A 13,217-nucleotide genomic window follows, 5' to 3' on the forward strand; every position below is an offset into this window, starting at 1 on the left:
CTGAGTTGTCCCCCGAGTTACCCCCATCACAGGGAGTCTAGGGATGTCGAACATCGTGGGGAACTATTTCAGGCTCCGGCCCGTGACCGAAACCCGGGCCTTGTCATGAGTGGGTAACGCACGCTTCGGCCGACGGCGTTGACGGGGTTGAAACCCGGCCGGAGAGTGGTATTCCTCGCGAGGGGGACATGTGCGGCTGCCACGCCGTGCCGCGGATCGGGGGGTCTGCCATGAGTGCTGCCACGAAGGCTGCCACGAAAGCCGGGACCGCCGGGCCGGCCGCGCCTCTGCCGTGGCTCGGTGTGCTGCTGTCCGCGATCGCCTGTGTGAGCTGGGCGTTGACGGGCATGGCGGCCACCGCCGCGCTCGGGCTGCACCTGCTCGGGGCGGACTCGGCCGGTTCGCTCGGCCCGATGACCGCCGCGGTGGTGGCACTTGGGGCCGGTGGTGCGGTCACGCCGTCCGGGGACGTGTCCGTGTTCGGTCTGAAGGGGGCGACGGCGCACACCGCCATCCAGATCACGCCACTGGGCGTGAGCCTGGTCGGGGCGCTGCTGCTGTCGTGGTTCTTCCTACGGTCCTTGCGCGCGGCCGGGGTTGTCATCGCCCCGGCCGAACTGCTCGCCCGCGCGGGGGCGGTGGTGGTGCTGTTCGTGGCGATGCTGGGCGGGCTGGCCTGGGCCGGGCACGACGTGGTCACCATCGACGGTGCCTCGCTGGGCCTGGACCGGCTGCCGGGCGGCGGGAACGGCGGCGGATCGGGGGGCGGAGGATCGGGCGGTCTGAGCATTCCGGGGCTCGGCGACCTGGGCGACATCGGCGGGCTCCTGCCCGACAACATCGGCAAGCTCATCGACGCCAAGGCGGCCGTCGGCTTCCGTGTCGACGCGGCGCCCACGCTGCTCGGCGGGCTCGGCTGGTCGGCCGGGATCCTGCTGATCGCGCTGCTCGCCTCGCGCCGCACTCCCCTGCCGCGCGGCTGGACCGCCGTGCACCGGGTGGTGCGGCCGGCCGTGTCCGCACTCGTCACCGTGCTGCTGACGGCAGTGGTGGCGGGTCTGGCCGCCGCCGGATACGCGGCGGTGGGCGACCCCCACCCCCGGCGCATCGCGGGGGCCGCGCTGCTCGGTGCGCCGGGCGGGGTCTGGCTCGGTGTTCCGGTCGGACTCTTCGTCCCGTGGGACGGCAGGGCCACGGGCGTGCTCGCGACACTGCTGCCGGATCCGCTGGACCGGCTGCTGGACGCGGACTCCGACCGGCCGGTCACGCTGGCACGGCTGGCCGACCTGGACGGGCGCGTGTGGCTGCTGGGAGTGGCGGCGGCACTGATGATGCTGCTGGCAGGGGTGCTGACCGCGGTGCGCACGCCGGTGGCACACGCCGGTCGTGCTGCCGGGGCGGCGGTGCGGGGATCGCGGGCCCTGGGGTTCGTGGGGCGGTGTGCGCTGCGGCTGGGGCTTGTCACGGCTGCGGCGCTGCCGTTGCTCGCCTGGCTGACGGACGTGTCCGTGAACGCCTCCCTGTCCGTGCTCGGCGTCGACGCGTTCGGCGCGGGGATCGAGCTGCACGGGCATCTGGGCACGGCCCTGCTGCTGGGCGCGGTGTGGGGCGCCGGGGCGGGGGCCGCCGGGGCGCTGCTGGCGACCGCGGCCGGGGTGGCGGGGCGGCGCGCGGCGCCACTGGCACTGGCACTGGGTGTCATGGAGGGGGGCGGGGGTGCCGGGGGTGCCGGCGGCATGGGGGCTCGTCCAGGTGGTGCGGAGCCAACTCCGGGTCGCGGCCCTCGTCCGGTGGGCAGTGCCGGGGACGACGTCGGGAGGTCCGTACGGCCCGGGAGCCGGTCCGGCGTACGGTCCGATGCCCCGTCCTCCGGGGCCGCCGATGAGCCGTGGCGCCCTGCGGGGCAGGCCGGCCCCTACTCCCCCGGTACGCCGTTCCGGCCGCCGAACCCGGCCACCAACCCGTACCTCCGGCTGCCCGGTGAGCTGCGGGGAAGGGAGAAGGGCGGCCGCCCGGAGGAGACCGGACCCCGGCCGCCAGAGGTCGGTGCCGGTCCACCGGAGTTCGGTGCCGGCCCGCCGGAGGACGCCCGGCCGACGCAGAACGCCCGGCCGGCGCAGGTCGCCCGGCCGTCGGTCAACCCGCGGCCGGAGGACGCCCGCCCGGTGGACAAGGACAGGTCGCCCAAGGGCGTCCGGCCGTCGGAGGCCGCCCGGCCGGCAGCGCCCACCCGGCCACCGGAGGCCGCCCGGCCGCCCGAGGAAGCCCGAACACCCGACGACACCCGGCCCACGCAGGACGTCCGAACGCCGGAGGCCGCCCGTCCGACGCGGAACGCCCGGCCACCGGAGAGCTCCCGGTCGTCGGAGGAGGGGCGCGGTCGGAAGGACGGTTCCGTGACGGGGCGGGCGACGCCCGCGCCCGCGCCGGAGGATGTGGCCCAGGCGCCCACGATGGTGGGCCCCGTCGCACCGCCGCCGCGTCCGCACGGACGGCGCTCCCGGCCGAGGTCCGGGACGTGGCCGCCTCCCCCTCCGCCTCCGCCGCCGGTGGCGCCCCCGCCCGATGACGGTCCGCCGGACGCGCCCCCTCCGCCCCCTCCGCCGAGGCCACCGAGGACGCCGAGGACACCGCCCCGGAAGTGACCCCGCCGGGCGGTCGTGTCCCCTGTCCGCCAGGCGGACCTGAGGGGCGGCAGGCACTGGGTGCCGGATACGGTGGAATCACCATGAGCGCTTCGCAGAGTTCTGATGACCTCACCCTTCTCGTCAAGATCTTCGGGAAGGACAGGCCGGGCATCACGGCCGGCCTCTTCGACACCCTCGCCGCCTACTCCGTCGACGTGGTCGACATCGAGCAGGTCGTCACCCGTGGCCGGATGGTGCTGTGCGCGCTCGTCACCCAGCCGCCCGCCGGGCTGGAGGGCGACCTGCGGGCCACCGTGCACAGCTGGGCCGAGTCGATGAAGATGCAGGCGGAGATCATCTCCGGCCGTGGCGACAACCGGCCGCGCGGCCTCGGACGCTCCCTGGTCACCGTGCTCGGCCATCCCCTCACTGCGGAGGCGACCGCGCAGATCGCCGCGCGGATCACCAAGACCGGCGGCAACATCGACCGCATCTTCCGGCTGGCCAAGTACCCGGTCACGGCGGTGGAGTTCGCGGTGTCCGGCGTGGAGACGGAGCCGCTGCGCACCGCCCTTGTCACGGACGCGGCGGCACTCGGTGTCGATGTCGCGGTCGTCTCGGCGGGCCTGCACCGGCGGGCGCAGCGTCTGGTCGTCATGGACGTGGACTCGACCCTCATCCAGGACGAGGTGATCGAGCTGTTCGCGGCGCACGCGGGCTGCGAGGACAAGGTCGCCGAGGTGACGGCGGCCGCGATGCGCGGCGAGCTGGACTTCGAGCAGTCGCTGCACGCACGGGTGGCGCTGCTGGCGGGGCTGGACGCCTCGGTGGTGGACAAGGTGCGCAGTGAGGTGCGGCTGACGCCGGGCGCGCGCACGCTGATCCGTACGCTGAAGCGGCTCGGTTACCAGGTCGGTGTCGTCTCCGGCGGCTTCACCCAGGTCACGGACGATCTCAAGGACCGGCTGGGGCTGGACTTCGCGCAGGCCAACACGTTGGAGATAGTCGACGGGAAGCTGACGGGCCGGGTCACCGGGGAGATCGTGGACCGGGCGGGCAAGGCGCGGCTGCTGCGCCGGTTCGCGGCCGAGGCGGGCGTCCCGCTGTCGCAGACGGTGGCGATCGGTGACGGCGCGAACGACCTGGACATGCTGAACGCAGCCGGTCTCGGCGTGGCCTTCAACGCCAAGCCGGTGGTGCGGGAGGCGGCGCACACCGCGGTGAACGTGCCGTTCCTGGACACCGTGCTGTATCTGCTGGGTGTCACCCGCGAAGAGGTCGAGGCGGCGGACGCGCACGAGGAGGACTGAGGCCGGGCGGGGCCGGACAGGGCGGGAGGCTCGCGGCCCGGACGCCCGCGGTGACGGTCCCTGGGGCCGGATCGGTGGCCCCGGGGCCCGGCGGCCGCGCAGGCGCCGGGCCCCGTCCGCGGGTGGTGGCCGGACGGTCGGGCTACTCCGACGGCGCCCAGTAGTCGACCAGCGTGGCCACCCCGGGCTCCAGGCTCTTCCAGGAGCCCTCGAAGGTGACGACGGCGAAGGCGGCGGCCGGGAAGCCGCGGCGGCTCATGCGCTCGCGGGCTTCGGCCTCGGACGCGCCGCACACCACCTCGGTGAGTCCCTGCACACCCGGGTTGTGGCCGATCAGGACGACGTTGTGGATGTCGTCCGGCGTTTCGTTGAGCACGGTGATCAGCTCGCCGGGCGAGGCCTCGTAGATCCGCTCCTCGTAGACGGTTTTCGGCCGGTGCGGCAGCTCGTGGACAGCGAGCTTCCAGGTCTCACGGGTCCGGGTCGCGGTCGAGCACAGGGCAAGGTCGAAGGGAACACCGGAGTCGGCCAGCTTGCGGCCGGCCACAGCGGCGTCCTTGCGGCCCCGCTCAGCCAGCGGTCGTTCGTGGTCGGACACCTGGGGCCAGTCGGCTTTCGCATGCCGGAAGAGGACAATCCTGCGGGGTTCTGCGACGCTCATGGCTCCCAGCTTCGCACGAAACAGGCCATGGGGCGCAGGGAGTTGACATGCGCCTTCGCGGGTGGCGGGGCTCGCGCCGGGGGCGCCGGGGCCGGCCGGACCACCTCAGTGGGAGAGCAGCTCCTGGGCGTGCTGCAGCAGCTGCGTGATGGCGGGGTCGCCCGCGCTCGCGTGGCCGCCCGACGGGTTGAGTATCAGGGCGAGCAGAGTGACGAAGGCGAGGGCGGGCAGGGCCAGGGCCCACCACGGCAACCGCATGTCGACGCCACCCGTGGTCGCCGGGCGGGGCCGGGAGTGCGTTCGGGCCGCCATGATCGCCTCCGTGGGTCTTCGAGTGCTCCTGGGACCGCCGCTCGCGGTCACACCTCGAAGTTACGGAACCGGCGGGCCCCGGCCCATCCGGTGATCCACCCACTTGACCCTGACCCTCGCCCCCTAGGGGATCGGGGGTTGGCCCCACCCCGGGGTCAGGGGCACGCGATTCTCGCGGGGGTCAGGGGGACGCGATCGTCGCGATGACGGCGATGATCACGAAGATGGCGAAGAACGCGCCGAAGACGAGCAGCATTTTCTTCTGGCTGTTCTGGGGGTTCGGGTCGAGCACAGGCTGCATGGCCCCAGTCTCGCACCCGGGCCCCGGCGCGGGTGCGCCGGGGCCGGTTCAGCGCGTCGCCTCGTCCTCCACGGTGCGGTCGCGTCCCGCCAGCCAGCCCACCACCATCTGCGGGATCATCAGGCCGGTCATCAGCGCGATGGGCACCCCCCAGCCGCCGCTGCTCTGGTACAGCACGCCGACCAGCAGCGGTCCCGGGATGGAGATCAGGTAGCCGGTGCTCTGGGCGAACGCCGACAGCTGGACGACGCCCGGTCCGGTCCGGGCGCGCATGCCGACCATGGTGAGCGCCAGCGGGAAGGCGCAGTTGGACACGCCGAGCAGCAGCGCCCAGGCCCAGGCGCCGGCGGCCGGCGCGAGGTAGAGGCCGGCGTATCCGGCCAGGCCGCAGAGGCCGAGCACGACCACGATGGGCCCCTGGTGGGGCAGCCGGGTGGCCAGGCGGGGGATGACGAACGCCAGCGGCACGCCCATCACCATGGTGACCGCGAGCAGCAGTCCGGCCCTGCCGGCGGACACGCCCGCGTCCCGGAAGATCTGGGCCATCCAGCCCATGGTGATGTAGGCGGCGGTGGCCTGGAGGCCGAAGAAGGCGGCCAGCGCCCAGGCGGTGCCACTGCGGGTGATCCGCGGCGCGGGGGCCTGCGGGGTCTGATCCGTGCGCGCGGGCTCGTGCCGTACGGACCGCTGCTCGGCCGGTGCCCGGCCGGCCGGCGCGCTGCCCCGGTCGCGTACCAGCGGCAGCCACGGCAGTACGGCCACGGCCGCGAGCGCCGCCCACACGGCGAGGCCGGGCTGCCAGCCGCCGCCGAGGGCGCCGGTCAGCGGGACGGTCGCCGCGGCGGCGGTCGAGGTGCCCAGGGCGAGGGCCATGGAGTACAGGCCGGTCATGGATCCGACGCGGTCGGGGAACCAGCGCTTGACGAGGACCGGCATCAGGACGTTGCTGACGGCGATGCCCATGAGCGCGAGCGCGCTGGCGACGAGGAAGCCCGCAGTGTTCCCGGCGTAGGGGCGTATGAGCAGCCCGGCGGTGATGGCGGCCATGCCGGCGCACACCACCGCGGCGGGGCCGAAGCGGCGGGCCAGCCGGGGGGCCATGACGCCGAAGACGGCGAAGCAGAGCGGCGGCACGGAGGTGAGGAGCCCGGCCATGCTGCCGCTCATCCCGAGTCCGTCGCGGACCTCCTCCAGGAGGGCGCCGAGGCTGGTGATGGCGGGACGCAGGTTCACGGCGGCCAGCACGATGCCGACCATGACCAGGCGCGTGGTCCACGCGCGCGTGGACGACTTCCCGGGCTCCGGTGGTGTCCCGGGTACCCGGGAAGCGGCGGTCGCGGCCGTGGTCTGCGGCTCGGTCGTGGGCGTCGTCGTCCGGGTGGTTTCCTCGCGTGCCATGAGGTCCATCATAGAATGATGGGATGATTGACCGTCCATGGCCCGGGAGTCGGCTTCCGGGCCCCGCGTGCGAAGGTGTGCCATGCCCCTGAGCCATCCACGCCGGTCGGCGCTGTCCGAGCAGGTCATCGCAGCGCTGCGGCACCAGATCACCTCGGGCGAGTGGCCGGTCGGCTCCCGCATCCCGACGGAGCCGGAGCTGGTCGACCAGCTCGGTGTCGCCCGCAACACCGTGCGCGAGGCGGTCCGCGCGCTGGCGCACAACGGGCTGCTGGACATCCGCCAGGGCTCCGGCACGTACGTCGTGGCGACCAGCGAGCTGGCCGGCGTGATGCACCGCCGGTTCGCCGGCGCCGACCCTCGGCACATCGCCGAGCTGCGCTCCACGCTGGAGTCGGCCGCGGCGAAGCTGGCCGCAGAGCGGCGCGGCGAGAAGGACCTCAAGCAGCTGGACGCACTGCTCGTGCGGCGGGAGGAGGCCTGGGCCTCCGGGGACGCGGAGGCGTTCGTGACCGCGGACGCGACCTTCCACCTGGCCGTGGTGGCCGCATCCCACAACGACGTGATGACCGCGATGTACGCGGATCTGGGCGAGGTGCTGCGGGACTGGCTGCGCGCGGACGTCGGCGCGGGGCTGACCCCGGACACCTACATGGACCACACGCGGCTGGTCGACGCCATCCGCACGGGCGACGCGGAGGCGGCCGCCGCCGAGGCCGCGAGCTACCCGTTCCTGTGCCGTGCGGCCCGGCTCGGGTTCAGTCCGCCCGCGGGTGACTGATCCACACCGAGCGGATCTCCTTCCAGCAGCGGCCGGTCATCCGGACGGTCTGCGAGGGTCCCACGTCCACCGGGGCGCCGTCACCGTCCAGGTCCCACCACCGGGCGCATTCGATGTGCAGGGCGACGCGGTCGGTCTCGGGGTACGGGTTGTGGCAGTAGGCGGTCACCTCGGACCCGGAGACGGTGCTGCGGCAGGTCGCACCGAACGGCTCGGCCGCCGACGCGTCGTACGGCAGGAGCAGGACGAGTCCCAGCCCCGCGGCCCAGGTCGCCGAGGCCACGCTGCGGAACGGACGCACAGGGGGCCTCCTCGGCCGTGCTGGGGAGGGAAAACGCGAGGTGAGCGCAGTCCCAGGGTGCGGGACGACCGGTCCGCCCCGCCCGGCCGGATGAGCCGACCGGGTGACGCGAAGGGCCCGCTCCCCTGGGGGAAGCGGGCCCTTGGACAGTGCGCGTGTCAGGCGCCGATGGCGTGCAGACCGCCGTCCACGTGGATGATCTCGCCGGTGGTCTTCGGGAACCAGTCGCTCAGCAGGGCGACGATGCCGCGCCCGGCCGGCTCGGGGTCCTTCAGGTCCCACTCCAGCGGGGAGCGGGTGTCCCAGACGGAGGCCAGCTCGCTGAAGCCCGGGATGGACTTGGCGGCCATGGAGCCGAGCGGGCCCGCCGAGACGAGGTTGCAGCGGATGTTCTGCTTGCCCAGGTCGCGCGCCATGTAGCGGTTGGTCGCCTCCAGGGCGGCCTTGGCCGGGCCCATCCAGTCGTACTGCGGCCAGGCGAACTGCGCGTCGAAGGTGAGGCCGACGACCGAGCCGCCGTTCTGCATCAGCGGCAGGCAGGCCATGGTCAGCGACTTCAGGGAGAACGCCGAGACGTGCATCGCGGTGGCGACCGACTCGAACGGCGTGTTGAGGAAGTTGCCGCCGAGCGCGTCCTGCGGCGCGAAGCCGATCGAGTGCACGACGCCGTCGAGGCCGCCCAGCTCCTCGCCGACGACGTCGGCCAGGCGCGCCAGGTGCTCGTCGTTGGTGACGTCCAGCTCGACGACCTTGGTGGGCTTGGGGAGCTTCTTGGCGATGCGCTCGGTCAGCGTGGGCCGCGGGAACGCGGTGAGGATGACCCCGGCGCCCTGCTCCTGGGCCAGCTTCGCGGCGTGGAAGGCGATGGAGGCCTCCGTCAGCACACCGGTGATCAGGACGCGCTTGCCCTCGAGAATTCCGCTCATGGTGATCAGTGACCCATTCCCAGTCCGCCGTCAACGGGGATGACGGCTCCAGTGATGTACGAGGCGTCGTCCGAGGCGAGGAACCGCACCGCGGCGGCGATCTCCTCCGGCTGCGCGTACCGGCCCAGCGGCACCTGCGCCATGATCGCCTCGCGCTGCTCGTCGCTCAGCGCCCGGGTCATGTCGGTGTCGACGAAGCCGGGGGCGACGACATTGAAGGTGATGTTGCGCGAGCCCAGCTCACGGGCGAGGGAGCGCGCGAAGCCGACCAGGCCGGCCTTGGAGGCGGCGTAGTTCGCCTGTCCCGCCGAGCCGAGCAGGCCGACGACCGAGGAGATCAGGACGACACGGCCCTTCTTGGCGCGCAGCATGCCGCGGTTGGCACGCTTGACGACACGGAAGGTGCCGGTGAGGTTGGTGTCGATGACGGAGGCGAAGTCCTCCTCGGACATGCGCATCAGGAGCTGGTCCTTGGTGACGCCGGCGTTGGCGACGAGGATCTCGACCGTGCCGTGCTGGGCCTCGATCTCCTTGTAGGCCTGCTCCACCTGCTCGGGGTCGGTGATGTCGCACCTGACGGCGAGGCAGCCCAGATCCGTCAGGTCGGCCGGCGGCTCACCCGACCGGTACGTGATCGCGACCTTGTCGCCGGCGTCGGCGAACGCGCGGGCGATGGCGAGGCCGATGCCCCGGTTGCCTCCGGTGACGAGAACCGAGCGGCTCAACGGATCACCCTTTCGTAGCGGTCTGAAGCGTTCACAGCGCGCCCGGACACCTCGATGAGCAGGCGGCTTCACCCGAAAACCTATCGGTCCACCCAGGCCGGCGGGGAAGCGGGCACCCACAGTGGCACAGCCCGCCTCCTGTCGGGTCTCTACAGTCGGCAGGCCACGAGGACGGCCTCGGGTCACTCCTCCAGACCGGGGGCGTGGGCGGGCAGGCCCTCCTTGCGCGCCGCGTCGAGCATCCGGCGGTCGTACGTCACGAGCGCCACCAGTTCTCGCTCCAGGGAGAGCGCGCTCGCCACATGAAGGGCATCCAGCGCGCGCAGGCCAGGGCCGACACGGGTGGCCAGGTCACGGACCTCCCGCCCCAGGAGGATCTCCGTCCCCCGCTCATCGAGATCCGTCAGGGCTCGCGGGAAACTGCCCGCCCGGTCCAGGTGGCGCACGGTTTCCACGAAACCGACGGTGCACGTCGCCAGCGGCGCCTGTGGGAAGTCCGCGAGGAAGGCGTCAAGCGCGGAGACGTTCGCCCGCCCGGTCAGCAACATGATCAACGCGGAGGAGTCCATGTAGATCACCGGTAGTACTCCTCGCGCTCGGCGAGCAGGGACTCCAGCGGGTCCGGCGCGTCATCGGGGATGTCGTACCGGGGGAAGTCCGCCAGGTCGGCCACGGTCGCCGCCTTGAGCTTGATCTTGCCTTCGGCCACCAGATGCCCGTACCGCTCCATCGGACCGCCACTCGGGACCAGTATCGCGATGACGTTGCCGTGACGGGTGACCTCGACGGTCTCCCCCTTCTCCACGCGGGCGAAGACCGCGCTCGGATTGTAGGAGAACTCGCGAACGGAAATGGTGCTCATGTCGGACTCCCTTACCGTCGCAGGCATTGCACCTACACTCCCGTAATTGCACCTACGGCGCGCCTGGGCGTTGGCTCGTCGCACCGCTCAACCGAGTGCAGGGTTCCCGCAACACTTCTTGTACTTGCGGTCCGAGCCGCACCAGCAGGGGCCGTTTCGCGGCGGCGGCCAGTCGGTCGCCTCTCCCCTGCGGGCCAGTTCGGCCGAGTAGCCGGACCGGGCCGACGGCGCGTCGGGGGACCCGCCGGCCTCGCGCACGTGCGCCTCCAGACCGCCCACCGTCGCCCGGCCGACCGCCAGGCGCGTGCCCCCTTCATCCGACAGTTCCCGTAGCGTGTGCTCGACCTGCCGCAGGTGGTCGGCGTGGTCGTCGCCGTATGCGTCCGTGACGGACGGCCAGCGCTGCAGCAGACGGTCGAACTCCTCGCGGGGCCAGAACAGGACGCAGGTTTTCAGCGGACCGGTGGGCGCCGCCTGGTCCTCGGCCAGCGTCTCCGCCAACTCCTCGAACTCCGCCTTCAGAGCATCGGCACCCCCCTGGGCCAACCGCTTGAGACGGACCGGATCGTGCAGTTCGTCCAGTGGGCGCATCCGGCCGCGCAGGGGCGATGCGCGCCGCTGGTGCAGCTCGTCCGCCACGTCGTCCCAGTCGTCGTGCGCCGCACCGAGCAGGCGCCGCACCCGGTGGCGGCCGATGAGAAGCGTCTCCAGGTCGAAGCCGTCGGGGGCTTCCTCCACCGTGTCGGCCGTCACCGGCGTACCGGCGCCCAGGGCGTGCGTGATGCCCGCCGTGTACCACTCGGCCGCCGTCGCCGTCTCGTCCGCGGACTCGAAGACCTCGGCGACGAACATCCACGCGCCCGCGTGCCGGGGATGGCGCCTGCGGAACGCGGCGGCCGCCGTGCGTGCCTCGTCCCGGCGCCCGGCGTCCCACAACGCGTTGATCCGGAGCGCGTCCACCAGATCCGGCTGGTCGATGTCAGGGCCGTCCGGATCCAGCAGCCGCTCGTACAACGCCAGCGCGCGGCCGTGCTCCTCCGCGTCGCTCCACGCCGAGGCGGCCTCCAGAAGCAGCTCCTCCCGGTCCTCCGGGTACTGCTCCACCAGCCGTTCGTACTCCTCGGCGGCCTGGGTGGGGGTGACGGACGCGGAGGCTGCCGTTCGGGGAGCCGGGCTCCGCCTGTTCCCGCGGGTCTTCTTCCTCTTGCCGGTGGTACGGCTCTTGCTGGCCATGGCGCTCACCGTAATGGGCGTGGGATCGAGCCGGTGGTGGAACCCCAGGAGACCACCGACCGGGTGACCTCACGACTCATGACGACGTGGGCAGCACACACTCCGCCCATACGGTCTTGCCCGGCCCGGTACGCTCCTGGACGCCCCAGCGCACCGCGACGGCTTCGACGAGGAGCAGGCCCCTGCCGCCTTCGGCCTCCCCGGCCTGCTCGGCCTCCTGGTCGGGGTCCGCGGGCTCCGGGCGCCCTGGATGGGTGTCCGACACCTCGACGCGTACGGCACCCGCGGCGCGGTCGCAGCGCAGCCTCAGCTCGAAGTCCCGCCCGGGGACACGGCCGTGCAGGACGGCGTTGGCCGCGAGCTCGGCGACGACGAGAGCGACGGCTTCGGAGGCCGGGCTGCCGTACGGCACGTCCCACACGTCGAGCCGGTGCACGGCCAGCCGACGCGCGAGCCGCGCCCCGCGCCGGGTGGCGGAGAACCGCTGGACGAACACACGCACGGTAAGGGCCTCTTGGGTGTGTGGTGCTGGCATGCACCCAGCGTTCCGGCGCCTCCCACCCCGCCAACAGGCCCGAAACCCATACAGACACGGCTGTACCAGTGCACACTCTGGACCGGGTCGGTAACTCAGCGTGACCCTGGGTGGGTTGGACGGGTTGAGCGGGGACCGGCGAGAACGTGAGCACAGGAGGCACGCGGCGATGACGGCGGACCACGGCGGAGGCGGCGGTACGAACTCGGAACCCGAGCTCTCCGACAGTCTCAAGACCTTCGGCGCGGTCCTGAAGGCGCTGCGCGAGGAATCCGGGCTGGCTCAGGAGGAGTTCGCGCTGCGAGTGCGGTACTCGGCCGCGTACGTCGCGAAGATCGAGCAGGGGAAGCGGTTCCCTCCGGGGGATCTGCCCGCGCGGGCGGCGGAGGTGCTGGGTCCGGTCGCGCTCAAGGTCCTCACGGCGGCGGCGAGGAGTCTGACGAGGCGGGCGGGGCTGGCGTCGTGGTTCCGGCAGTGGGCGAGCGTCGAGGAGGAGGCGATCTCCTTGTACGCGTATGAGTGCCGGGCGGTTCCGGGGTTGTTGCAGCCGGAGGGCTATGCACGGGCGGTGTTCGAGCGTCAGCTCCCGCCCTGGTCCGAAGAGCAGATCAGGCACAAGGTGGCGGCACGGCTGAAACGCCAGGCGCTCCTGACCGAACGGCCGAACACCGCGTTCGCCTTCATCATCGAACAGGCCGTTCTGGAGCGCGGGGTCGGCGGCGCCCAGGTCACAAGGGCTGTCATCGACCACTTGCTGAACGTCGGACAACAGACCAACGTCGAGATCCAGATCATGCCGCTGTACCAGGAGGATCACTGCGGAGTCGACGGCCAGCTGTACCTGGCCGAAACAGCGGCGCACCAGTGGTTCGGCTACGTCGAAGGGCACCGATCAAGCAATCTGCTCGCTGCCCCAAGGGAGGTCAGCATCCTTCACCAGCGCTATGGCAAGCTGCGTTCACCGGCCCTGGATTGCCGGGCTACGGTGAACCTGCTGGAACGGATGCGAGGAGCGCTATGAGCAGCACCCCTGAGCTGAGCTGGTTCAAGAGCAGCTGCAGCGGCGGAGACGGGGACAACTGCGTCGAGGTCGCCGTGCGCACCGAAGCGGTCCACATCCGCGACTCCAAGGCCAAGGCGATCCGTCCTCTCGTCGTCACGCCGACCACGTGGGCGGCGTTCACCGCACTCGCGGCAGGATCGTCGCTCGACGGCTGAGTACGCGTCGTACGCACTGATCACGGG

At 72.4% G+C, this 13,217-nt stretch carries 16 protein-coding genes; 5 read left to right on the forward strand and 11 right to left on the reverse strand.

From position 1 onward, the window contains the following. Nucleotides 1–230: 230 nt before the first annotated feature. Both R2S09_RS19030 and serB read left to right on the forward strand, forming a co-directional pair. Nucleotides 231–2,645: a streptophobe family protein gene (locus R2S09_RS19030; RefSeq protein ID WP_316742262.1), complete on the forward strand. Its 2,415-nt coding sequence runs from the start codon at nt 231–233 to the stop codon at nt 2,643–2,645. Nucleotides 2,646–2,728: 83 nt separating this feature from the next. Further along, nucleotides 2,729–3,937 carry a phosphoserine phosphatase SerB gene (serB, locus tag R2S09_RS19035; protein ID WP_306183905.1) on the forward strand — a complete coding sequence of 403 codons (1,209 nt, stop codon included), beginning with the start codon at nt 2,729–2,731 and terminating at the stop codon, nt 3,935–3,937. A 142-nt stretch (nt 3,938–4,079) separates the two neighbouring features. Here the strand turns inward: serB and R2S09_RS19040 are convergent, their stop codons facing one another. The 4 genes from R2S09_RS19040 to R2S09_RS19055 form a co-directional block, all read right to left on the reverse strand. Then, nucleotides 4,080–4,598 carry a histidine phosphatase family protein gene (locus R2S09_RS19040; protein WP_306183904.1) on the reverse strand — a complete coding sequence of 173 codons (519 nt, stop codon included), beginning with the start codon at nt 4,596–4,598 and terminating at the stop codon, nt 4,080–4,082. Between the two features lie 105 nt (nt 4,599–4,703). Continuing rightward, nucleotides 4,704–4,910 carry a hypothetical protein gene (locus R2S09_RS19045; RefSeq protein ID WP_306183902.1) on the reverse strand — a complete coding sequence of 69 codons (207 nt, stop codon included), beginning with the start codon at nt 4,908–4,910 and terminating at the stop codon, nt 4,704–4,706. Nucleotides 4,911–5,091: 181 nt separating this feature from the next. Then, nucleotides 5,092–5,211, reverse strand: coding sequence for an SGM_5486 family transporter-associated protein (locus R2S09_RS19050; RefSeq protein WP_316742264.1), 120 nt, complete (start codon nt 5,209–5,211; stop codon nt 5,092–5,094). Between the two features lie 48 nt (nt 5,212–5,259). Next, on the reverse strand, nt 5,260–6,609 hold the full coding sequence (locus R2S09_RS19055; protein WP_399144157.1) for a CynX/NimT family MFS transporter: 1,350 nt from the start codon (nt 6,607–6,609) through the stop codon (nt 5,260–5,262). An 82-nt stretch (nt 6,610–6,691) separates the two neighbouring features. On the opposite strand from R2S09_RS19055, the gene R2S09_RS19060 reads away from it, so the two are divergent. After that, nucleotides 6,692–7,390 (forward strand): FadR/GntR family transcriptional regulator, encoded by a 699-nt coding sequence (locus R2S09_RS19060; RefSeq protein WP_306183898.1) that lies wholly within the window; start codon nt 6,692–6,694, stop codon nt 7,388–7,390. Here the strand turns inward: R2S09_RS19060 and R2S09_RS19065 are convergent. The 7 genes from R2S09_RS19065 to R2S09_RS19095 all read right to left on the reverse strand — a co-directional run bounded on the left by R2S09_RS19065 (nt 7,368) and on the right by R2S09_RS19095 (nt 11,972). Beyond that, entirely contained in the window at nt 7,368–7,691 is a 324-nt protein-coding gene (locus tag R2S09_RS19065; RefSeq protein ID WP_316742268.1) for a hypothetical protein, read from the reverse strand. The genes R2S09_RS19060 and R2S09_RS19065 overlap by 23 nt on opposite strands. Before the next feature lie 158 nt (nt 7,692–7,849). Then, a complete protein-coding gene (gene fabI / locus R2S09_RS19070) occupies nt 7,850–8,617 on the reverse strand; it encodes an enoyl-ACP reductase FabI (protein ID WP_316742270.1) in 768 nt (255 codons plus the stop codon). Nucleotides 8,618–8,622: 5 nt separating this feature from the next. After that, complete coding sequence (fabG, locus tag R2S09_RS19075) at nt 8,623–9,342, reverse strand: 3-oxoacyl-[acyl-carrier-protein] reductase (protein WP_030182681.1); 720 nt, start codon at nt 9,340–9,342, stop codon at nt 8,623–8,625. A 182-nt stretch (nt 9,343–9,524) separates the two neighbouring features. After that, entirely contained in the window at nt 9,525–9,911 is a 387-nt protein-coding gene (locus R2S09_RS19080; protein ID WP_316742372.1) for a PIN domain-containing protein, read from the reverse strand. Between the two features lie 5 nt (nt 9,912–9,916). After that, nucleotides 9,917–10,204, reverse strand: coding sequence for a type II toxin-antitoxin system Phd/YefM family antitoxin (locus R2S09_RS19085; protein WP_316742273.1), 288 nt, complete (start codon nt 10,202–10,204; stop codon nt 9,917–9,919). Between the two features lie 87 nt (nt 10,205–10,291). Further along, on the reverse strand, nt 10,292–11,437 hold the full coding sequence (locus tag R2S09_RS19090) for an SEC-C domain-containing protein (RefSeq protein WP_316742275.1): 1,146 nt from the start codon (nt 11,435–11,437) through the stop codon (nt 10,292–10,294). A gap of 76 nt (nt 11,438–11,513) precedes the next feature. Beyond that, entirely contained in the window at nt 11,514–11,972 is a 459-nt protein-coding gene (locus R2S09_RS19095; RefSeq protein WP_316742277.1) for an ATP-binding protein, read from the reverse strand. A 169-nt stretch (nt 11,973–12,141) separates the two neighbouring features. Here R2S09_RS19095 and R2S09_RS19100 point away from each other — a divergent pair, with 169 nt between their 5' ends. Next, on the forward strand, nt 12,142–12,993 hold the full coding sequence (locus R2S09_RS19100) for a helix-turn-helix transcriptional regulator (protein WP_316742279.1): 852 nt from the start codon (nt 12,142–12,144) through the stop codon (nt 12,991–12,993). Then, on the forward strand, nt 12,990–13,190 hold the full coding sequence (locus R2S09_RS19105) for a DUF397 domain-containing protein (protein WP_316742281.1): 201 nt from the start codon (nt 12,990–12,992) through the stop codon (nt 13,188–13,190). Before R2S09_RS19100 ends, R2S09_RS19105 begins: the two co-directional genes overlap by 4 nt. Nucleotides 13,191–13,217: the final 27 nt, after the last annotated feature.

Source organism: Streptomyces sp. MK7 (genome assembly GCF_032658145.1).
In the GTDB taxonomy this organism is placed as follows: domain Bacteria; phylum Actinomycetota; class Actinomycetes; order Streptomycetales; family Streptomycetaceae; genus Streptomyces; species Streptomyces spiralis.